The 21573-nt window shown below is 56.3% G+C and carries 11 protein-coding genes, 2 tRNA genes and 4 rRNA genes; 11 read left to right on the forward strand and 6 right to left on the reverse strand.

Features of this window, described 5'->3' with window-relative positions:
• Nucleotides 1–116 precede the first annotated feature (116 nt).
• Nucleotides 117–1016, reverse strand: a complete 900-nt coding sequence (locus C4J85_RS00560) for a LysR family transcriptional regulator (protein WP_124408738.1) — start codon at nt 1014–1016, stop codon at nt 117–119.
• Nucleotides 1017–1173: 157 nt separating this feature from the next.
• Between C4J85_RS00560 and C4J85_RS00565 the strand changes: the two genes are divergently transcribed.
• The 9 genes from C4J85_RS00565 to C4J85_RS00610 all read left to right on the forward strand — a co-directional run bounded on the left by C4J85_RS00565 (nt 1174) and on the right by C4J85_RS00610 (nt 11839).
• Nucleotides 1174–2355 (forward strand): acyl-CoA dehydrogenase, encoded by a 1182-nt coding sequence (locus C4J85_RS00565; RefSeq protein WP_124360672.1) that lies wholly within the window; start codon nt 1174–1176, stop codon nt 2353–2355.
• 13 nt (nt 2356–2368) lie between these two features.
• Complete coding sequence (locus tag C4J85_RS00570) at nt 2369–3589, forward strand: CaiB/BaiF CoA-transferase family protein (protein WP_124408739.1); 1221 nt, start codon at nt 2369–2371, stop codon at nt 3587–3589.
• A gap of 564 nt (nt 3590–4153) precedes the next feature.
• Nucleotides 4154–5690 (forward strand): 16S ribosomal RNA (locus C4J85_RS00580).
• 161 nt (nt 5691–5851) lie between these two features.
• A tRNA-Ile gene (locus tag C4J85_RS00585) sits at nt 5852–5928 on the forward strand.
• Between the two features lie 30 nt (nt 5929–5958).
• Nucleotides 5959–6034: transfer RNA gene (locus C4J85_RS00590), tRNA-Ala, on the forward strand.
• Nucleotides 6035–6283: 249 nt separating this feature from the next.
• Nucleotides 6284–9175 (forward strand): 23S ribosomal RNA (locus C4J85_RS00595).
• 168 nt (nt 9176–9343) lie between these two features.
• Nucleotides 9344–9459: ribosomal RNA gene (gene rrf / locus C4J85_RS00600) — 5S ribosomal RNA — on the forward strand.
• Nucleotides 9460–9568: 109 nt separating this feature from the next.
• Nucleotides 9569–9684, forward strand: a 5S ribosomal RNA gene (gene rrf / locus C4J85_RS00605).
• The 16S, 23S and 5S rRNA genes sit together here with 2 tRNA genes alongside, the layout of an rRNA operon.
• A gap of 274 nt (nt 9685–9958) precedes the next feature.
• A complete protein-coding gene (locus C4J85_RS00610) occupies nt 9959–11839 on the forward strand; it encodes a methyl-accepting chemotaxis protein (protein ID WP_124360674.1) in 1881 nt (626 codons plus the stop codon).
• A 69-nt stretch (nt 11840–11908) separates the two neighbouring features.
• Here C4J85_RS00610 and C4J85_RS00615 read toward each other — a convergent pair whose 3' ends face one another.
• The 4 genes from C4J85_RS00615 to C4J85_RS00630 form a co-directional block, all read right to left on the reverse strand.
• Nucleotides 11909–15283, reverse strand: a complete 3375-nt coding sequence (locus C4J85_RS00615) for an amino acid adenylation domain-containing protein (RefSeq protein WP_124408740.1) — start codon at nt 15281–15283, stop codon at nt 11909–11911.
• Nucleotides 15280–16227, reverse strand: a complete 948-nt coding sequence (locus C4J85_RS00620; protein WP_124408741.1) for a diiron oxygenase — start codon at nt 16225–16227, stop codon at nt 15280–15282. The genes C4J85_RS00615 and C4J85_RS00620 overlap by 4 nt, the downstream gene beginning before the upstream one ends.
• Nucleotides 16224–16982, reverse strand: coding sequence for a DUF3050 domain-containing protein (locus C4J85_RS00625; RefSeq protein ID WP_124369112.1), 759 nt, complete (start codon nt 16980–16982; stop codon nt 16224–16226). The genes C4J85_RS00620 and C4J85_RS00625 overlap by 4 nt, the downstream gene beginning before the upstream one ends.
• Nucleotides 16983–17355: 373 nt before the next feature.
• Entirely contained in the window at nt 17356–18066 is a 711-nt protein-coding gene (locus C4J85_RS00630; RefSeq protein ID WP_124369113.1) for a GntR family transcriptional regulator, read from the reverse strand.
• Between the two features lie 250 nt (nt 18067–18316).
• Here C4J85_RS00630 and lapG point away from each other — a divergent pair, with 250 nt between their 5' ends.
• Nucleotides 18317–19009 (forward strand): cysteine protease LapG, encoded by a 693-nt coding sequence (lapG, locus tag C4J85_RS00635; RefSeq protein ID WP_124360679.1) that lies wholly within the window; start codon nt 18317–18319, stop codon nt 19007–19009.
• A gap of 14 nt (nt 19010–19023) precedes the next feature.
• Nucleotides 19024–20970: a cyclic di-GMP receptor LapD gene (lapD, locus tag C4J85_RS00640; RefSeq protein WP_124408742.1), complete on the forward strand. Its 1947-nt coding sequence runs from the start codon at nt 19024–19026 to the stop codon at nt 20968–20970.
• A 124-nt stretch (nt 20971–21094) separates the two neighbouring features.
• Here lapD and C4J85_RS00645 read toward each other — a convergent pair whose 3' ends face one another.
• A complete protein-coding gene (locus C4J85_RS00645; protein WP_124408743.1) occupies nt 21095–21433 on the reverse strand; it encodes a tryptophan synthase subunit beta in 339 nt (112 codons plus the stop codon).
• Nucleotides 21434–21573 lie beyond the last annotated feature (140 nt).

Consider the following 21573-nt stretch of genomic DNA (forward strand, 5'->3'; position numbering starts at 1 on the left):
ATGGCTTTGAGCCTTATCTTCGTTCGGCAGGTACAGTCTGTTTAAATGCGACATCTACGTATATCTGTAGGGCTTTTGTTTATCTGACTACAAGGTCAGCAAAATGCCGTATGCCCCTAGATAGCGGAGTTGTAGCGCTGAGATTGGCCAATAAGCCAGTCTCGGAATGCATGCAATGAAGCAGATTCAACTTTTCGCTCCGGAATCATCAAGTAATAGGCCTTATCGCTGCTTAGAGTTTGGTTGGCGGCGATCACCAACTGTTTCTCCTGTAACTCCCGCTGGATCAAGAAGGGCGGGATCAACGCGATGCCCATGTCATGCATAGCCGCCTGGGACAACATTGAGAATAGCTCGTAACGCGGGCCTGTCATGTCGCGGGGAACGCTCAGTTGCTGGGCGTTGAACCACTGGCGCCAGGCATAAGGGCGGGTTGTCTGCTGCAGCAGGGGCAGTTCGGCGATTTCCCGAGGAGTGAAGTGCGCAAGGTCGCCGAGTAAGCGTGGGCTGCAGACGGGCACAGGGTTTTCACCCATGAGCCGATGGGATTCCGTGCCGGACCAGTCGGCATCGCCGAAGTAGATCGCAGCGTCGAACTCGGTGTCGGCAAACAGGAAGGGGCGCGTGCGGTTGGTCAGGTTGACCGTCACTTCCGGATGCTGCTGTTGGAAGTCCTTCAGGCGCGGGATCAGCCACTGGGTGCCAAACGTCGGTACCACCGCCAGTTCGATCACATTCGCACCCTGCTGGCCCATGACGGAAAGGGTGTCGCGCTCCACTGCGTCCAGTTGCGTTGCCACTCTGCGGCTATAGGACAGCCCTGCCTCGGTCAGCTTCACTCCGCGCCGCGAGCGCCGAAACAGTTCGACACTCAAAAACTCTTCAAGGCTGGCGATCTGCCGGCAGATCGCGCCTTGGGTGATGGAAAGCTCCTGCGCCGCCTTGGTGAAGCTCTCGTGGCGGGCTGCTGCTTCAAAGCTGATGAGCGCGGTAGTGCTGGGGATTTTCCTGCGCATGTACATTGTCCTCACATGTAAGGCGCATTTTTGGCCTTATCGAGCATCACGAAGTGAGAAATTAGCACAAGCTCATGCAGAAACCTCGTTTGCCCTCTGCACCGTCCCGACCTAGTCTGCATGCACGACGTTTGATTCTTTTCGTGAGGACTTATTCATGGCTGGCAAGGCAAGCTTCAACTGGATCGATCCACTGCTGCTGGATCAACAGCTCACCGAAGAAGAGCGCATGGTGCGTGACAGTGCCGAGCAATTTGCTCAGGACAAGTTGGCGCCTCGAGTGCTTGAAGCTTTCCGTCATGAAAAGACCGACCCTGCGATTTTCCGCGAGATGGGCGAAACCGGCTTGTTGGGAGCGATGATCCCCGAGCAATACGGTGGCAGTGGCTTGAACTACGTCAGCTATGGGTTGATTGCCCGTGAAGTCGAGCGTGTCGATTCCGGTTATCGCTCGATGATGAGCGTGCAGTCCTCACTGGTGATGGTGCCGATCAATGAATTCGGTACCGAGGCGCAAAAGCAAAAGTACCTGCCGAAATTGGCCTCGGGCGAATGGATCGGCTGCTTCGGTCTCACCGAGCCCAATCATGGTTCTGATCCGGGCGCGATGATCACCCGTGCGCGCAAAGTGGAGGGCGGCTACAGCCTGAGCGGCGCGAAGATGTGGATTACCAACAGCCCGATCGCCGACGTGTTTGTGGTGTGGGGCAAGGACGACGCTGGCGACATACGCGGGTTTGTCCTGGAGAAGGGCTGGAAAGGCCTGAGCGCGCCGGCGATTCACGGCAAGGTCGGCCTGCGGGCGTCTATCACCGGCGAAATCGTGATGGATAACGTATTTGTCCCGGAAGAGAACATCTTTCCGGATGTGCGTGGCTTGAAGGGACCTTTTACTTGCCTGAATTCGGCACGATACGGCATCTCCTGGGGCGCGTTGGGCGCTGCGGAGTTCTGCTGGCATACCGCGCGTCAGTACACCCTTGATCGCCACCAGTTTGGCCGGCCATTGGCCGCGACGCAGTTGATCCAGAAGAAGCTGGCCGACATGCAGACCGAGATCACGTTGGCGCTGCAAGGCTGCCTGCGGTTGGGTCGGATGAAGGATGAAGGGACGGCGGCGGTCGAGATCACTTCGATCATGAAGCGCAACTCATGCGGCAAGTCCCTGGATATCGCGCGTATGGCCCGGGACATGTTGGGTGGTAACGGTATCTCCGACGAGTTTGGGGTGGCGCGGCATTTGGTCAACCTGGAGGTGGTCAACACCTATGAAGGTACCCATGACGTGCATGCCTTGATCCTGGGGCGCGCGCAAACCGGTCTTCAGGCGTTCTATTAATAGGAGCATGGGCATGGGCGCGCTTTCGCATCTGCGAGTACTGGATTTATCGCGAGTACTGGCGGGCCCTTGGTCCGGACAGATACTTGCGGACCTCGGGGCCGAGGTAATCAAGGTCGAAAGGCCGGGCAATGGTGACGACACGCGCGCCTGGGGGCCGCCCTTCCTCAAGGATGCTTATGGTGAGAACACCAGTGAGGCGGCGTATTACCTGTCGGCCAACCGAAATAAAGAATCGGTGACCATCGACTTCACCAAGCCTGAGGGGCAGAGGCTGGTGCGTGACCTGGCTGCCAAGTCGGACATTCTGATCGAGAACTTCAAAGTCGGTGGCCTGGCGGCTTATGGTTTGGATTATGAGTCGCTCAAGGAGATAAATCCGGAGCTGATCTATTGCTCGATCACCGGCTTTGGCCAGACCGGACCTTATGCCACGCGTGCCGGCTATGACTTCATGATTCAAGGACTGGGTGGGTTGATGAGCCTGACCGGTCGGCCTGAAGGGGATGATGGCGCGGGGCCGGTAAAGGTTGGGGTGGCATTGACCGATATTCTCACGGGGCTTTATTCAACCGTGGCTATCCTGGCCGCCCTTGCCCACCGGGATCACGACGGCGGCGGGCAGCATATTGATATGGCGCTGCTGGATGTACAGGTGGCTTGCCTGGCTAATCAGGCGATGAATTACCTGACGACCGGAGTCTCGCCAAAACGCCTGGGCAACGCGCATCCGAATATCGTGCCTTATCAGGACTTTCCTACGGCCGATGGTGATTTCATTCTGACGGTGGGAAATGACGGGCAGTTTCGCAAATTCGCCGAGGTGGCTGGGCAGCCACAGTGGGCGGATGATCCGCAGTTCTCTACTAACAAGATGCGGGTTGCCAATCGTGCGGCGCTGATCCCGTTGATTCGTCAGGCGACGGTCTTTAAGACCACGGCAGAGTGGGTATCGCAACTGGAGAAAGTAGGCGTGCCGTGTGGGCCGATCAATGATCTGGCGCAAATGTTCGCTGATCCGCAGGTCAAGGCGCGGGGGCTGGCCATGGAGCTGCCTCATGCTTTGGCGGGGATGGTGCCTCAGGTCGCCAGCCCGATCCGGCTTTCCAAGACGCCTGTGGAGTATCGCAGTGCGCCGCCGCTGCTGGGTGAGCACACGCTTCAAGTGCTGCAGAGTGTACTGGGGCTGACGCCGTTGAATGTGGATGCTTTAAGAAAGGCTGGCGTCATCTGAGTGCGCTCTCTATATAGAAGAGGTATCTGTCGTTCGTTTTATGATCAATCCTAACTATTTGATAAGAAAACGAAATTAGAAGTTGACGGCAGATTCTGTGCGCCTATAATTCGCCCCACTTCCGGCGCAGTCGAAACGGAAAACTCCTTGGTAAACAATGAGTTAAGTAGGTTTCGATAGCAGGTTGCTTCAGTCCATCGAAGCCAAAAGGAAGTTGAAAAAGAGGTGTTGACAGCAGCGTGTAACGCTGTAGAATTCGCCTCCCGCTTACGAGAGATCGCAAGCGCAAGTGGTTGAAGTTGTTGAGGAATTCTTCGAAAGCTTCTGAAAATAACCGCTTGACACCAAATGAGGCTGCTGTAGAATGCGCGCCTCGGTTGAGACGAATAACTCTTAACCAACCGCTCTTTAACAACTGAATCAAGCAATTCGTGTGGGTGCTTGTGGAGTCAGACTGATAGTCAACAAGATTATCAGCATCACAAGTTACTCCGCGAGAAATCAAAGATGTAACCAACGATTGCTGAGCCAAGTTTAGGGTTTCTTAAAAACCCAAAGATGTTTGAACTGAAGAGTTTGATCATGGCTCAGATTGAACGCTGGCGGCAGGCCTAACACATGCAAGTCGAGCGGTAGAGAGAAGCTTGCTTCTCTTGAGAGCGGCGGACGGGTGAGTAATGCCTAGGAATCTGCCTGGTAGTGGGGGATAACGTTCGGAAACGGACGCTAATACCGCATACGTCCTACGGGAGAAAGCAGGGGACCTTCGGGCCTTGCGCTATCAGATGAGCCTAGGTCGGATTAGCTAGTTGGTGAGGTAATGGCTCACCAAGGCGACGATCCGTAACTGGTCTGAGAGGATGATCAGTCACACTGGAACTGAGACACGGTCCAGACTCCTACGGGAGGCAGCAGTGGGGAATATTGGACAATGGGCGAAAGCCTGATCCAGCCATGCCGCGTGTGTGAAGAAGGTCTTCGGATTGTAAAGCACTTTAAGTTGGGAGGAAGGGCAGTTACCTAATACGTGATTGTTTTGACGTTACCGACAGAATAAGCACCGGCTAACTCTGTGCCAGCAGCCGCGGTAATACAGAGGGTGCAAGCGTTAATCGGAATTACTGGGCGTAAAGCGCGCGTAGGTGGTTTGTTAAGTTGGATGTGAAATCCCCGGGCTCAACCTGGGAACTGCATTCAAAACTGACTGACTAGAGTGTGGTAGAGGGTGGTGGAATTTCCTGTGTAGCGGTGAAATGCGTAGATATAGGAAGGAACACCAGTGGCGAAGGCGACCACCTGGACCAACACTGACACTGAGGTGCGAAAGCGTGGGGAGCAAACAGGATTAGATACCCTGGTAGTCCACGCCGTAAACGATGTCAACTAGCCGTTGGGAGCCTTGAGCTCTTAGTGGCGCAGCTAACGCATTAAGTTGACCGCCTGGGGAGTACGGCCGCAAGGTTAAAACTCAAATGAATTGACGGGGGCCCGCACAAGCGGTGGAGCATGTGGTTTAATTCGAAGCAACGCGAAGAACCTTACCAGGCCTTGACATCCAATGAACTTTCCAGAGATGGATTGGTGCCTTCGGGAACATTGAGACAGGTGCTGCATGGCTGTCGTCAGCTCGTGTCGTGAGATGTTGGGTTAAGTCCCGTAACGAGCGCAACCCTTGTCCTTAGTTACCAGCACGTCATGGTGGGCACTCTAAGGAGACTGCCGGTGACAAACCGGAGGAAGGTGGGGATGACGTCAAGTCATCATGGCCCTTACGGCCTGGGCTACACACGTGCTACAATGGTCGGTACAGAGGGTTGCCAAGCCGCGAGGTGGAGCTAATCCCAGAAAACCGATCGTAGTCCGGATCGCAGTCTGCAACTCGACTGCGTGAAGTCGGAATCGCTAGTAATCGCGAATCAGAATGTCGCGGTGAATACGTTCCCGGGCCTTGTACACACCGCCCGTCACACCATGGGAGTGGGTTGCACCAGAAGTAGCTAGTCTAACCTTCGGGAGGACGGTTACCACGGTGTGATTCATGACTGGGGTGAAGTCGTAACAAGGTAGCCGTAGGGGAACCTGCGGCTGGATCACCTCCTTAATCGACGACATCAGCTGCTTCATGAGCTCCCACACGAATTGCTTGATTCATTGAAGAAGACGAAAAGAAGCAGCCCAAAGGGTTGTAGCTTAGTTGGTTAGAGCGCACCCCATGCTTTGTGGTAAAGAGCAGGGTGAGGTCGGCCTTAGCAGCTCGAAATTGGGTCTGTAGCTCAGTTGGTTAGAGCGCACCCCTGATAAGGGTGAGGTCGGCAGTTCGAATCTGCCCAGACCCACCAATTTTGTGTGGGAAACGCCTGTAGAAATACGGGGCCATAGCTCAGCTGGGAGAGCGCCTGCCTTGCACGCAGGAGGTCAACGGTTCGATCCCGTTTGGCTCCACCACTACTGCTTCTGTTTGTAGAAAGCTTAGAAATGAGCATTCCATCGCTGTGATGGTGAATGTTGATTTCTAGTCTTTGACTAGTTCGTTCTTTAAAAATTTGGGTATGTGATAGAAAGATAGACTGACCGTTACTTTCACTGGTAACGGCTCAGGCTAAGGTAAAATTTGTGAGTCGCTCTTAATTGAGTATGATCGAATTTTCGGCGAATGTTGTCTTCACAGTATAACCAGATTGCTTGGGGTTATATGGTCAAGTGAAGAAGCGCATACGGTGGATGCCTTGGCAGTCAGAGGCGATGAAAGACGTGGTAGCCTGCGAAAAGCTTCGGGGAGTCGGCAAACAGACTTTGATCCGGAGATGTCTGAATGGGGGAACCCAGCCATCATAAGATGGTTACCTTACACTGAATACATAGGTGTATGGAGCGAACCAGGGGAACTGAAACATCTAAGTACCCTGAGGAAAAGAAATCAACCGAGATTCCCTTAGTAGTGGCGAGCGAACGGGGACTAGCCCTTAAGTGGCTTTGAGATTAGCGGAACGCTCTGGAAAGTGCGGCCATAGTGGGTGATAGCCCTGTACGCGAAAATCTCTTAGTCATGAAATCGAGTAGGACGGAGCACGAGAAACTTTGTCTGAATATGGGGGGACCATCCTCCAAGGCTAAATACTACTGACTGACCGATAGTGAACTAGTACCGTGAGGGAAAGGCGAAAAGAACCCCGGAGAGGGGAGTGAAATAGATCCTGAAACCGTATGCGTACAAGCAGTGGGAGCCTACTTTGTTAGGTGACTGCGTACCTTTTGTATAATGGGTCAGCGACTTATTTTCAGTGGCGAGCTTAACCGAATAGGGGAGGCGTAGCGAAAGCGAGTCTTAATAGGGCGTCTAGTCGCTGGGAATAGACCCGAAACCGGGCGATCTATCCATGGGCAGGTTGAAGGTTGGGTAACACTAACTGGAGGACCGAACCGACTACCGTTGAAAAGTTAGCGGATGACCTGTGGATCGGAGTGAAAGGCTAATCAAGCTCGGAGATAGCTGGTTCTCCTCGAAAGCTATTTAGGTAGCGCCTCATGTATCACTGTAGGGGGTAGAGCACTGTTTCGGCTAGGGGGTCATCCCGACTTACCAAACCGATGCAAACTCCGAATACCTACAAGTGCCGAGCATGGGAGACACACGGCGGGTGCTAACGTCCGTCGTGAAAAGGGAAACAACCCAGACCGTCAGCTAAGGTCCCAAAGTTATGGTTAAGTGGGAAACGATGTGGGAAGGCTTAGACAGCTAGGAGGTTGGCTTAGAAGCAGCCACCCTTTAAAGAAAGCGTAATAGCTCACTAGTCGAGTCGGCCTGCGCGGAAGATGTAACGGGGCTCAAACCATACACCGAAGCTACGGGTATCACGTAAGTGATGCGGTAGAGGAGCGTTCTGTAAGCCTGTGAAGGTGAGTTGAGAAGCTTGCTGGAGGTATCAGAAGTGCGAATGCTGACATGAGTAACGACAATGGGTGTGAAAAACACCCACGCCGAAAGACCAAGGTTTCCTGCGCAACGTTAATCGACGCAGGGTTAGTCGGTCCCTAAGGCGAGGCTGAAAAGCGTAGTCGATGGAAAACAGGTTAATATTCCTGTACTTCTGGTTATTGCGATGGAGGGACGGAGAAGGCTAGGCCAGCTTGGCGTTGGTTGTCCAAGTTTAAGGTGGTAGGCTGGAATCTTAGGTAAATCCGGGATTCTAAGGCCGAGAGCTGATGACGAGTTGTCTTTTAGATGACGAAGTGGTTGATGCCATGCTTCCAAGAAAAGCTTCTAAGCTTCAGGTAACCAGGAACCGTACCCCAAACCGACACAGGTGGTTGGGTAGAGAATACCAAGGCGCTTGAGAGAACTCGGGTGAAGGAACTAGGCAAAATGGCACCGTAACTTCGGGAGAAGGTGCGCCGGTGAGGGTGAAGGACTTGCTCCGTAAGCTCATGCCGGTCGAAGATACCAGGCCGCTGCGACTGTTTATTAAAAACACAGCACTCTGCAAACACGAAAGTGGACGTATAGGGTGTGACGCCTGCCCGGTGCCGGAAGGTTAATTGATGGGGTTAGCTAACGCGAAGCTCTTGATCGAAGCCCCGGTAAACGGCGGCCGTAACTATAACGGTCCTAAGGTAGCGAAATTCCTTGTCGGGTAAGTTCCGACCTGCACGAATGGCGTAACGATGGCGGCGCTGTCTCCACCCGAGACTCAGTGAAATTGAAATCGCTGTGAAGATGCAGTGTATCCGCGGCTAGACGGAAAGACCCCGTGAACCTTTACTATAGCTTTGCACTGGACTTTGAATTTGCTTGTGTAGGATAGGTGGGAGGCTTTGAAGCGTGGACGCCAGTTCGCGTGGAGCCAACCTTGAAATACCACCCTGGCAACTTTGAGGTTCTAACTCAGGTCCGTTATCCGGATCGAGGACAGTGTATGGTGGGTAGTTTGACTGGGGCGGTCTCCTCCTAAAGAGTAACGGAGGAGTACGAAGGTGCGCTCAGACCGGTCGGAAATCGGTCGTAGAGTATAAAGGCAAAAGCGCGCTTGACTGCGAGACAGACACGTCGAGCAGGTACGAAAGTAGGTCTTAGTGATCCGGTGGTTCTGTATGGAAGGGCCATCGCTCAACGGATAAAAGGTACTCCGGGGATAACAGGCTGATACCGCCCAAGAGTTCATATCGACGGCGGTGTTTGGCACCTCGATGTCGGCTCATCACATCCTGGGGCTGAAGCCGGTCCCAAGGGTATGGCTGTTCGCCATTTAAAGTGGTACGCGAGCTGGGTTTAGAACGTCGTGAGACAGTTCGGTCCCTATCTGCCGTGGACGTTTGAGATTTGAGAGGGGCTGCTCCTAGTACGAGAGGACCGGAGTGGACGAACCTCTGGTGTTCCGGTTGTCACGCCAGTGGCATTGCCGGGTAGCTATGTTCGGAATAGATAACCGCTGAAAGCATCTAAGCGGGAAACTAGCCTCAAGATGAGATCTCACTGGGACCTTGAGTCCCCTGAAGGGCCGTCGAAGACTACGACGTTGATAGGTTGGGTGTGTAAGCGCTGTGAGGCGTTGAGCTAACCAATACTAATTGCCCGTGAGGCTTGACCATATAACACCCAAGCAATTTGTTGCTCCTAGTTGAAAGACGAAAGAGGCCAGATTGCGGTGTGTGAAGACGCAATGAACCGAAAGTTCGATGCTCACAAAACACCGAAACCTATCGCATACCCAATTTGCTGAAGCGAGGCCATCTGGCCACGACTCAGTACCCGAATTTCTTGACGACCATAGAGCATTGGAACCACCTGATCCCATCCCGAACTCAGTAGTGAAACGATGCATCGCCGATGGTAGTGTGGGGTTTCCCCATGTGAGAGTAGGTCATCGTCAAGATTAAATTCCAGAACCCCTGTTTGCGTACGCAAACAGGGGTTTTGTTTATGTAGAAGTCCATGAATTTCACCAGCACGTTGCTAGCGCAACGATCTGGTACACAGAATTTCTTGACGACCATAGAGCATTGGAACCACCTGATCCCATCCCGAACTCAGTAGTGAAACGATGCATCGCCGATGGTAGTGTGGGGTTTCCCCATGTGAGAGTAGGTCATCGTCAAGATTGAATTCCGAAACCCCTGTCTGCTTACGCAGACAGGGGTTTTGTCGTTTAGGGCTCTAAGTGGCTGATAGTCGACTGTGCTCATACCGCCTGTCGTTCTCTTACGCTAAAAGCGGAAGATTCACACAAATCTCTAAGTTTTATCGATTTCTGGCCGAAAGCCTGACGAGCCATGCGTGCACCGAAATAGAGCGATCGCAGAGTCCGCCTATCGCGATACATGGAATGTTCCACTCGGCACGCTCACCCCCCTTTGGCAAAAGAAGTCGATGAAATGAATCTCAAGTTCAGTCATAAAATTCTGCTGGCTGCGTCAGGCGTCGTGGTTCTGGCCTTCGCGCTATTCACGTTTTACAACGATTACCTGCAGCGCAACACGATCAGGCAGAACCTGGCGTCCTCCATCCAGCAATCCGGAGAGCTTACCGCCAGCAGTGTGCAGAACTGGCTCAGCGGCCGCATCCTGGTTCTCGAGAGCCTGGCACAAAACGTTGCCCATCAAGGCAGCGCCGCCGACCTTCCCGGCTTGGTCGATCAACCGGCGCTCACCTCCAACTTCCAGTTCACCTACGTTGGCCAAATCAATGGAGTGTTCACTCAGCGCCCCGACGCGAAGATGCCCGAAGGCTATGACCCACGTCAGCGCCCTTGGTACAAGCAAGCCGTAGCAGCCGACAAAACCATGCTTACCCCGCCTTATATGGCGGCTGTAGGCGGCCAGATCGTGACGATCGCCATGCCGGTGAAGAAGAACGGAGAGTTGTTGGGCGTTGTGGGTGGCGACTTGAGCCTGCAAACCTTGGTAAAGATCATCAACTCGGTGGATTTTGGCGGTATTGGCCATGCATTCCTGGTCAGTGGTGATGGTCAGGTCATCGTCAGTCCTGACCAAGACCAGGTGATGAAAAACCTCAAGGATATCTACCCGGGCACCCAGGTGCGCATCGAGAAGGTTAACCAAGAGGTTGTCCTCAATGGACAAGACCGAATCCTATCCTTTACACCAATCAACGGGTTGCCGGGGGCTGACTGGTACATCGGTCTGTCTATCGACAAAGATAAAGCCTATGCCGCACTGGGTAAATTTCGCACTTCAGCGTTGATCGCAATGCTCATCGCCGTGGTGGCGATTGCCGTACTGTTGAGTGTGCTGATTCAGGTGTTGTTGCGTCCGCTGACCACCATGGGCGTTGCCATGCAGGACATTGCCCAAGGCGAGGGTGATCTGACCCGCCGCCTCGACGTGACCAGCAAAGATGAGTTCGGCGAAGTCGGTAGCGCATTCAATCAGTTTGTCGAGCGGATCCACGCCTCGATTTCCGAAGTGTCCTCGGCCACCCGCCAGGTGCATGACCTGTCCCAGCGCGTAATGGCTTCGTCCAACGCGTCGATCATCGGCTCCGATGAACAAAGTGCACGTACCAACAGCGTGGCTGCCGCTATCAACGAGCTGGGTGCCGCTACCCAGGAAATCGCACGTAACGCCGCTGATGCCTCGCAGCATGCCAGCGGTGCCAGTGAGCAAGCTGATGATGGGCGCAAAGTGGTCGAGCAAACCATCCAGGCGATGTCGGAACTGTCGCAGAAAATCAGCCTGTCCTGTACCCAGATCGAAACCCTTAACGCCAGCACCGACAACATCGGACACATTCTCGATGTGATCAAGGGCATCTCCCAGCAGACCAACTTACTTGCGCTTAACGCGGCAATCGAAGCTGCCCGTGCCGGCGAAGCAGGGCGTGGGTTTGCCGTGGTGGCGGATGAAGTGCGTAACCTGGCTCACCGTACCCAGGAATCGGCAGAAGAGATCCACAAAATGATCACTTCGCTGCAAGTGGGTTCGCGTGAAGCCGTGACCACCATGAACGCCAGCCAGGTCTCCAGCGAAGAAAGCGTTGAAGTGGCTAACCAGGCCGGCGAGCGTCTGGTCAGCGTGACACAGCGAATCGTTGAGATTGACGGCATGAACCAATCGGTCGCCGCTGCCACCGAGGAGCAAACGGCGGTGGTTGAAACCCTCAATGTCGACATCAACCAGATCAACCTGCTGAACCAGCAAGGCGTGGCCAATCTCAACGAGACGCTCAAAGACTGCGACGCGCTGTCCCAGCAGGCCAGTCGATTGAAGCAATTGGTCGACAGCTTCAAGATCTGATCCTCGCTGTATCGGAGCGAGGCCTCGCTCCGATACAGCCGAGCAACTTCAATGCGGGCCCAAAGCCGCTCAGAGAAAGCCGATGGCCCTGAGGTAGTCACAGCCCTTGCGTAACAGTGCGGGGCTCTTTGGCGGATACTGTGTGCCCATTTGTTCCAGGCCCCACTGCGCGTTGCTGTAATGGATCATCGACGTGTCGCCGATGTCTTCACCCAACCCATCAAGGTAAAAGCCCAGTACGCCGAACAACGCATTGTCGTGGCGCACTGTGCGCAACGCCCTTTGCCAATGTTGAAGGCTTATCCGTTCGAAGGTGTGTCCGGCCTGGCTGAATGCATCAAGGTACTGGTCCCAGCTCAAAGGCTGAGGATTGTGCAGGTTGAAGACGTTTCGCCCAGGGACAAAACGCGCGCTGTGAAACGCGATGAAGCGCGCCAGGAAGTCCACCGGCATCAGGTCGAAATTGCCCTCCATTCGAGGAACCCTGCCCAACTGCAGCGACCCCTTGAGCATCAACATCAATCGATTTTTATGGGGTTGGCAGACACCGTTGCGGCTGTTGAAACTGATATTCCCGGGCCGATGAATATTCACCCAGGCCCCTTGCTCGACTGCACGCCCCAACAAACGCTCGGCCACCCACTTCGAGAGGTTGTAGCCGTTTTTTACATAGAGCGGCAACGCGCGGCTTGCGGATGCTTCGAGCACATACCCATCAGTGTCGAGGCGACTGCAGGCCGACAGCGTTGAAATGAAATTGAAAACTTTCTTACAGTGGGTCTCGCAAAGGCGCAGGCATTCAAACATCGGTTCGACGTTGTCGTTGGCCAGTGCTATGTAGTCCATCACATGGTTGACCTGCGCCGCATTGTGCACCAGCACACCATGATTGCGGGCGAGGTGGTCGTACGCCTCTGCAGACAGACCCAGGCGGGGTTGGCGCAGGTCGGCGGCATAGACCTGCACTCGGCTCAGGTCCAGCTGTTCCAGGCGGTATTCGCGCAACGCCTGAGAGAATCGGTCCGCCGCCGACTGGCCTGGAAGCGCCCGGACCAGGCACGCTACTTCCTGCGCCCCGCCCGCCAGCAAGGCCTGGACGATATGCACGCCGACGAAGCTGTTCGCCCCCGTGACAATCACCTTGCGTGGATCCCCGGCGCGGGCCTCGGGCAGCACCTCAAGCGCCAAGGCTCGGGACGCATCTTTTTCCATCTGGCTGAACGATGTATTCGGCAGCGCTGCGCCCTCCATCTGCAAGGCCAGCGTACGAATCGTCGGCGCTTCAAAAAATTGGCTCAAGGAGAGGCTGCGGCCAAACTGCTCGCGCAGGCGCAGCAACAAGGTGGACAGCAGGATCGAATGGCCGCCCAGGTTGAAAAAGCTGTCGTCGATCGACACGTCACCGGCAGGCAACCCTAACAACTCCCCCCACAGGTCTACCAACTGCGCCTGGACTGGCGTGAGCGTGCTGCAACGCGTCATCTCCTGGGCGCGGGTAATCGGCGTTTCCCGCAACGCCTTGCGATCGATCTTGCCGTTGCTCGAAGCGGGCAGGCTCGGCAGCTCGCTCCAGGCGACAGGTTGCATATGCTCAGGCAGCCACTGCCGTGCGTGCTCCTTCAGGCTGGCCAGCGTGGCGCCGGGTTCGGGCTGGGCCGCAAAGCCGATGATTCTGTGCGTCTGATCAATCACTACTGCCACTTGGCGAAACAACCGACTGCTGCGCAGGCAGTGCTCGATCTCCTGAGGTTCGACCCGAAAACCGCGGATCTTGACCTGGTCATCCCGTCGGCCGCCCAACTCGATACCGTCTTGCGTCCATTTCGCCAGGTCGCCGCTGCGGTAAGCCTGCAGCCATTGCCCGTCAGGCAACGTCAGTTTGATGAACGGGGAGTCGGCCTGCGGTGGTCCGTTCATATAGCCCAGGCTCACGCCCGGTCCTGCGAGGTACAGATCGCCCATCACCTGCTCGTCCACCGGTTGCAGGTGCTTGTCCAGGATCAAGACCTGGCTGTTGGCGATGGGCAGGCCGATATTGCGATTGCTATCACCGAGCCGAAACGTTCGATGGGTTGCCAGTACCGTGGCTTCGGTGGGGCCATAGAGGTTGTGAAACTGGCATTGGCCGGCCATTCGCTCGATCACGTAGGGTTCGCAAAAGTCGCCGCCGGTGAGCAGGTGTGCGAGGCCCAGCGGCTGGTCCAGCGGCAAGATGCCGAGCAGTGCCGGTGGCAAGAAAGCATGAGTGACGCGTTGCAGGCGAATCAGCTCGACCAATTGCCGGGGATCGTGACGTTGTTCTGCGCTGGGGACAATCAACGCTGCGCCCGCGATCAAGGCGGGGAAAATATCGATCAGTGACGAGTCAAAGCTCAGCGGCGAAAATTGCAGGACGCGGCTCTTATCGTCCAGCGCCACACAGGTACCGAGCCAGGCTGTGAAATGCGCCAGATTATGTTGGCTGAGCAGCACACCCTTGGGTTGCCCCGTGGTGCCAGAGGTGAAAAGCGCCATGCACGGCGCATCGGCGTGGGGACGATGGCGCATCAGCGGCTGTGTGGAGTCGATGCCGTGTGGGGTGAGCGTACTGACATCAAGTGAAACGAACTTATCCCGCAACGGGTGCAGGCCATTTTCCAGTAATACACCTGCACCTGCGCTTGTGAGCATGCTGTGCTGGCGTTTTACCGGATGGTCCGGAGACAGCGGCAAATACACCGCGCCACAGCCCAGCACCGCCAGAATGCTTGCGTAAAGCTCGGTAGATTTTTCCAGGCACACACCCACCATCGGTGTTTCAATGCCCTCCAACAGGGGCAGCAGGTGTTGCTGAATCGCCACGGCTTTTTCCTGAAGCTGGCGATAAGTCACCCTGCGACCCGCAATATTCAGCGCTGTACGGTCGGCGAAGGTATTCAGGCTGGCCTGCAACCGTTCGATCATGGGCGCCTGTGCCGCCCGCAGCAGTGCCGGATCGGCTGTACGGTTGAATCGATGCATGAACGCCAGTGACTCCAGTCCTCGCAAGCCCTGTTCGGGCAAGGTGCCCGGGTTGGCCGTTGCACAGAAACAACCAGGGTCTCTCGAGAATCCGCTGACCAATGACGCTACCCACTCCACCAGAGCGTGCGCCGCACGACGACGCAGGCGCTGGCCGTTGCCGCTGGGCTCCTCAGCGACGTCGTGCACGGCCAACAGGCGCCGATCACGGTCATAGCAGCGAAACTGCAGTGCGGGTAACCCAGTTTCGGACACGGGGCCGATGCCCAGGCGCAGGCTCATCCACGGCGCATCGGTGGATAAGGCTGACGGTGACTGGCTGCCGTCCTCAATCACCAGGTCGACCGACCCCGCCCCCGCGATGTGCCCGTATTGTTCCAGCACCTGCTTGAGGGCCCCCAGTGCTTCACTGGTACCGCCCCATTCAATCGTCAAGCGCCTCATGCCAGCCTCCCCGCCGCGGGCAGGTAGTCGTCCAGCGCGCGTGCCACGCTTGGGGTGTGCAGCACGCCGCTGTGGTGCAGGAAGCTCATGATGTTGCCCATCAACGGGTGCTGGCGGGTGATAGGAAAATCCAACGCAACGATTTCATCCTGCAACGCCAAACGAATATCGGTACTGACATCCAGGTGTTCGATCAACTGCAGGTCGAAGCCTTTCTGTATGTCGTTGGTCAGGTAATGGGCCAGAAAAGTCGGGAGCACGCCGGCAATGCTGTCGCGGTCTTGCGCGCTTGCCGACTGCCAGTAGATACGCACCAACTGTGTCCAGAACTGTGCGTGGCGCCCTTCATCGAACAGGTGATCGGCCATCAAGCCGCGTACGGACGACTTGATACTATCGTCCTTGGAAAAGGCCGCCACATCATGGGTGACGGTGTTTTCGGCGATGGCCACGACAATCAACTCGACGGCATCGTGCAGGTGCTCCGGTGCCTGCGCCTGCGCGGCCGGCAAGGCGCGGCTCAGTTCGATCTGCCCCGGCAGGTCCAGGGGCTCGATACCGGTCAACGCCACGGCTTGCTGCAGGAAGTCCAGTGCCACCAATGCGTGGTAATCCTCATCCACCACGACGGTCATTGCATCGTAGCGGCAGGCGAGGGGGAGGGGCAGCGAGAAGCGATTCTTGGCAATACGGCGGGCAAGCTTATCGACGATCTCGGTTTCGAAAACCACGATGTCATGGATGAATCGATAAAAGCTTTGCGTCAGCACAAAGTCGCGGCATTGCGAGCAGCGCTCGAGAAAGGTCGCACTCAGTACAAGGGGTTGGCGGCTCAGGGGATAGATCAGTTTGCCGTCGTTTTCCAACATGCGGCGCGGGCGTGTGCGGATGGTTGCGCGCCGCTCCCAGTCTTCGGCAAAGGAGTGATAGCCGGTCGCGCTCATGGGTTTACCTCATGCATTGAGGCGTGTACATCGTCCCAGAAGGTCATGCGGCTTTCCAGGGCACCGAAGGCAGCGCTATCGGCTTGTCGCTGGCGAGTCGGGTCTGCGCCGATCAAATGCTGGAGCACCTGCTCCGCCGCCGGGCCGTGCTCCTGGCTATCCAACTCGATATGACGGTTGAGGTAGTGACACAAGATGGGTGCCTGACGAGCAATCAAGGGGCTGCTGCACAGAAGGCGCTCGAACATCGATGCAATGACGCCTTCACGACCATGCAGGAAGGCCGCCGCGACGCAGTGGGTGGGGGCGCTGAGTGCGATCTGCCATGTGCTGTCGACAAAGCGCGGCACACCGGGGGGCGCACCGATCATTCGCAGCGCTGCGCTGACCTCTACACCCTGGTGTTGCAGGTCAATGAAACGTGCGATGACACGGGTATTGGCGCCCACCTCCGCCATGGCCTCCAGGTACAGCTCAAAGTGACTGCAATGGCCCCGCGTCGGATGTTCGTCCGACTCCTCGCCCAGCACGATTTCATTGATCAGGCGTGCGGCCTGCGGATTGGCCGGCGGGAGCCAGGGTATTTGGGTGCAAGTAAGATCCTGCTGCAGGCGTTTGGTCAGGGTCATGAAGTCCCAAACCGCAAATACATGGCTTTCCATAAAGTGTTGTAATTTGCTAAGAGAAGTTATTTCTGCAAATAACGGATGACTGCACAGTTGAAGTTTCTTTTTTTCAAGCAAATGATGATGCATGGTTGACGCCTATGAAGTTGTTGCGACTGCTCTAGTTGCAGTGATGGATTTTGTAGTTGTTAGTTGGAAGATTAGCGTTAAGGCGCGCCCACGCGAGGAACGCTGGCTCAATACGCGGACGGCAATTGCGAGGTTTTTGGGTGGGTCGCTGATAATAAGCTGATTAAACGTTTGGATGAGCTTGTGAATGTATTAAATAGTTTTGCGAATAAAAACTTCCCGGAGAAATAGTTGTTTGAAGTGTGAGAGATTTCCTTATATGACGCCGATTTGAATAAGGCTTGCCGGTTTGTTCACAGTGTATCAACGCGGGACGCTTCCTGATAAGGAACGGTACCCCGCGATGCACAGGCTCAAAAACGGTAGGAGCCCTTTATAACGCGGCTGTTCTATTCGCAGTTTCGAGGCTATTGAGGTATCTATTGATGACCTCCATGCCTCGCATCAAGTGATTACGCAGTGTCAGGATACTTTCGTCGATTTTCTTCTGCACCACTAGGTTGAGCAGTTCGCGGTGATCCTCTTGTGACGTCTCGCCCAGTCCCATCGCCTCGAGGTTGAAGCGCAGAAACCGCTCCTCTTCATTCAGCCCATGCTCCACCAATTTGAGCAGGCGATGGTTAGGCGCCTTGCCATACAGGATCATGTGAAACAGGCGATTGAGGCGACCGATCTCGCTGTAGTCTTTCTCGCATTCCAGCGCAGTGATACAGGCCTCTGCCTCGGCGATGTCCGACTCCGTGAGCAATGGGATCGACAAGCGCAAGGCTTCGGACTCCAACAGCATGCGCAGGGCATAGGTCTCAGCCGAATTGTCCTCGATCAAGGGCGCAACCACAGCGCCTTTGTGGGTCACCACATGCAGCAGGGATTGTGCCTCCAGTTGGCGCAAAGCTTCGCGCACCGGCATACGGCTGACGCCGAACAGGCTGGCGAGTTCTTGCTGGCGCATAGCAGTGCCACAGGGCAATCGGCCATCGAGAATGGCGTTACGCAACGTTTCTTCAATAACGGCGCGGGCAAGATGAGCAGGAATAGGTCCGCTGACCTTGATACTGCTTAAAGGGTTCGGCTTCTGCGTCACGGTTACGCTACCCTCCTTTTGAATAATAGAGTGTGTTTATTGGATCCAATGAACACTAGAGATGGGCCAGGTACTTGTCAAACAGCCAGAGTTTCCGTTTGTAAGGGCCCACAGCGTGTATTTTGTACGTCCCACAGGAGGCGGTTATAAACTCGCTCCACCGATGAATGATTGCACTGTGCCATTGTTTTTTGTGAGACGAAGCTTCACCATCCCTTGAAATTCCGTCTCTCTTCATGGACTGAACGCCTTGGCGGTAAGTTTTATTCCCTATCGAGTTTTTTGCTGGCTCTTATCAGCGATCTTATTGGCCGGCCTGATGCTCGGCGGGCTGCATGCCGATTGGGATTTCTCGCAGATCAGCCGCAAGGCCAGCGCCTTGTACGGGCCGTTGGGCGAGGGCCAGCAACGTATTGACGCGTGGCAGCGGCTGCTGAGCACCGAAAAACAGGTCAGCGAGCAAGACCAGCTCAAGGTCGTCAACGTGTTCTTCAACAAACAAATGACCTACGTGGAAGACATCGATCTCTGGCGTGCGGTCGACTATTGGGAGACACCCATCGAAGCACTCTGGAAGGGCGCCGGTGACTGTGAGGACTACGCCATCGCCAAGTATTTCAGTTTGCGTCATCTGGGCGTGTCCAGCGATAAATTGCGCATTACCTACGTCAAGGCCTTGCGTCAGAATCGTGCGCACATGGTCCTGACCTACTATTCGACCCCCGACGCGATCCCGTTGGTGCTCGACAGCCTGATGGACGACATTCTGCCGGCAACCCGCCGTACCGATTTGATCCCGGTGTATTCATTCAACGCCGAGGGGCTGTACCTGCCCGGCGCCAAGGGCAACAAGAAAGTCGGCGATACCAAACGCTTGTCGCGCTGGCAGGATGTGTTGAGAAAAATGCGTGCGGAAGGCTTCCCAGCCGAGCCTGCCAACTAGGAGTAACTGATCGGATGTCTTTGTTCAAACAGCTGTTGATCGCAATCTGTCTGTTCCTGGTGGTCGCCTTCAGCGGCAGCTTCATGGTCAGCCTGGAAAGTTCGCGCACGCAATACGTCAACCAATTGCGCTCCCATGCGCAGGATGCCGCGACGGCACTGGCGCTGTCGCTGACCCCCAATATCGATGACCCGGCCATGGTGGAGTTGCTGGTCAGCTCGATCTTCGACAGCGGTTACTACGCCAGCATCCGTGTGGTGGACCTGGCCACGGACCAAACCATCGTCGAGCGCAGCGGCATACCCGACAACAATGGCGTGCCCCCTTGGTTTGTAAAATTGATCGGCCTGGAGCCGGCCGGTGGTGATGCGCTGGTGAGCCGTGGTTGGGAGCAGGCGGCGCGAGTCGAGGTGGTCAGCCATCCGATGTTCGCCCTGGCCAAACTCTGGCAGAGCGCCCTGGGCAGCCTTGGCTGGTTGCTGCTGTGCGGTGCGGTCAGCGTGGTGCTCGGCGGGCTGTTGCTGCGCCGGCAATTAAAGCCGTTGGACTATATGGTCAAGCAGTCCCACGCGATCGCCCGTCGGGAATTCCTCAGCCTGCCTGACCTGCCGCGCACGCCGGAGTTGCGCCGGGTGGTGCAGGCCATGAACCAAATGGTGGAAAAGCTCAAGGCGCTGTTCCAGGAGCAGGCCGAGCGCAGCGAAAAGTTGCGCACTGAATCCTATCAGGACAACCTCACCGGCCTGGCCAACCGCCGCTATTTCGAGATGCAGCTCAAAGCCCGCGTCAGCAACCCCGAAGAAACCAACTCCGGCTACTTGCTGGTGTTGCGCGTCAAGGACCTGGCCGGCCTGAACCAGCGCCTGGGCGGCCAGCGTACCGACCAACTGCTGCAAGCGGTCGGCGAACAACTGCTGCGCCAGTGCGAGCCGTACCCGGAAACCCATAACCTCGTGACCCGTATCCGAGGCGGCGAATTCGCCGTGCTGGCGCCTGGGCTCACGCGTGAAGAAGCGCTGCAATTGGCGCAGAACCTTGAGAGCACGTTGCTCAGCCTGCAGGCCACCGGCGCCAGCGATGTTACGCCCGTGGCCTACATCGGCCTGGCACCGTTCAACCATGGCGATGCGCCGCAGGCGCTGCTGACCCTCGCCGACCAAGCTTTGGCTCAAGCCGAAGGGCAGGGTGACAGCACCTGGGCGTGCCTCGACCACAGTGCCGCCGCCAGCGTCGGTGACGATCACCATGCCTGGCACACACTGTTGGACCAGGCGCTGACCCAACAGCGTTTCGAGTTGTACTTCCAGCCGGTCGTGGCCAGCCAGGACCCGCAATTGGTCTTGCACTACAAAGTGCTGTCGCGCTTGCAGGACTTTGACGGCCATACCCTACCCGCCGGGCGTTTCCTGCCGTGGCTCGAGCGTTTCGGCTGGTCAGCCCGCCTGGACCGCATGATGCTGGAGCAGGTGCTCAAACAGATGACCGGCCACAGCCACAACCTGGCGCTGAACCTCTCAGCCGCAACCTTGCAGGATCCTCAGGCGCTGCAACGCATTTATGACCTGCTGCGCCAGCACAGCAACCTGGGCTCGCGCCTCACCCTGGAGATCGGTGAAGAGCAACTGCCGGAACAGCTTGTGCTGGAACAGATGACCCAGCGCCTGCGCGAGTTGGGCTTTTCCCTGAGCCTTCAGCGTTTCGGTGGGCGATTCAGCATGATCGGCAACCTGGCCCGCCTGGGCCTGGCCTACTTGAAAATCGACGGCAGCTACATCCGCGACATCGACCAGGAAAGCGACAAGCGCCTGTTTATCGAAGCCATCCAGCGCGCGGCCCACAGCATCGATCTGCCGTTGATTGCCGAACGTGTGGAGACCGAAGGTGAGCTGAAGGTGATTCGTGAGATGGGGATTTTTGGCGTGCAGGGGCAGTTGTTCGGCGAGCCCGCGCCCTGGAAATAACGCAGATCCAATGTGGGAGGGGGCTTGCTCCCGATAGCGGCGTATCAGTCACCCAAATATCGACTGATTTACCGCTATCGGGAGCAAGCCCCCTCCCACCTTTCGATCCGGTTCGCTTCAGGAATTAAATAAGCCCAGCCTCATCATCATTGATCAACTGGCTCAACCCACCCAACGCTTCCCGCGCCTGGTTACGGTCCATCAATTTGGCCTGGGCCGCAGGCGGCAGGTCGGTCACGCTGATGACGCCCTTGCGGGTGAGCACCTGGATCAAGTCGTCCAGTACCCGGATCATCTCCAGGTCACTCTGTTTGAGCTGGGCCAGGCTGGTTTCCACCACTTCGTTGGCGTACCAGGCCTGGATCTCATGGTGATCGGCCGGCAGTGTTTCGGTGGATTCGGCAAAGGCGGCGGCCTCTACGCGACTCAACGCGCCCTGCGCATCACGTTGCACGTAAAACATAAGAACCCCCTCGAAAAAAGCCACACATCGTCTGCCGCATAGGGCGGTCGTGTGTTGATAAGCGCGAGTATGCGATGCAACCGGCCGCCAGGGCCAGCAACGTATCGCCCAAATAAATCGGCCGCCTCGAGGGCGGCCGA

Source organism: Pseudomonas sp. R4-34-07 (genome assembly GCF_003852375.1).
Classification (GTDB): domain Bacteria; phylum Pseudomonadota; class Gammaproteobacteria; order Pseudomonadales; family Pseudomonadaceae; genus Aquipseudomonas.

What these genes read in the sequence shown, in the direction of transcription:
- C4J85_RS00615 (WP_124408740.1), bottom strand. Translation starts at nt 15,283, where the DNA reads ATGAGGCGCTTGACGATTGAATGGGGCGGTACCAGTGAAGCACTGGGG.
- lapD (WP_124408742.1), top strand. Translation starts at nt 19,024, where the DNA reads ATGTCTTTGTTCAAACAGCTGTTGATCGCAATCTGTCTGTTCCTGGTG.
- C4J85_RS00565 (WP_124360672.1), top strand. Translation starts at nt 1,174, where the DNA reads ATGGCTGGCAAGGCAAGCTTCAACTGGATCGATCCACTGCTGCTGGAT.
- C4J85_RS00645 (WP_124408743.1), bottom strand. Translation starts at nt 21,433, where the DNA reads ATGTTTTACGTGCAACGTGATGCGCAGGGCGCGTTGAGTCGCGTAGAG.
- C4J85_RS00560 (WP_124408738.1), bottom strand. Translation starts at nt 1,016, where the DNA reads ATGCGCAGGAAAATCCCCAGCACTACCGCGCTCATCAGCTTTGAAGCA.
- C4J85_RS00610 (WP_124360674.1), top strand. Translation starts at nt 9,959, where the DNA reads ATGAATCTCAAGTTCAGTCATAAAATTCTGCTGGCTGCGTCAGGCGTC.
- C4J85_RS00625 (WP_124369112.1), bottom strand. Translation starts at nt 16,982, where the DNA reads ATGCATCATCATTTGCTTGAAAAAAAGAAACTTCAACTGTGCAGTCAT.
- C4J85_RS00570 (WP_124408739.1), top strand. Translation starts at nt 2,369, where the DNA reads ATGGGCGCGCTTTCGCATCTGCGAGTACTGGATTTATCGCGAGTACTG.
- C4J85_RS00620 (WP_124408741.1), bottom strand. Translation starts at nt 16,227, where the DNA reads ATGAGCGCGACCGGCTATCACTCCTTTGCCGAAGACTGGGAGCGGCGC.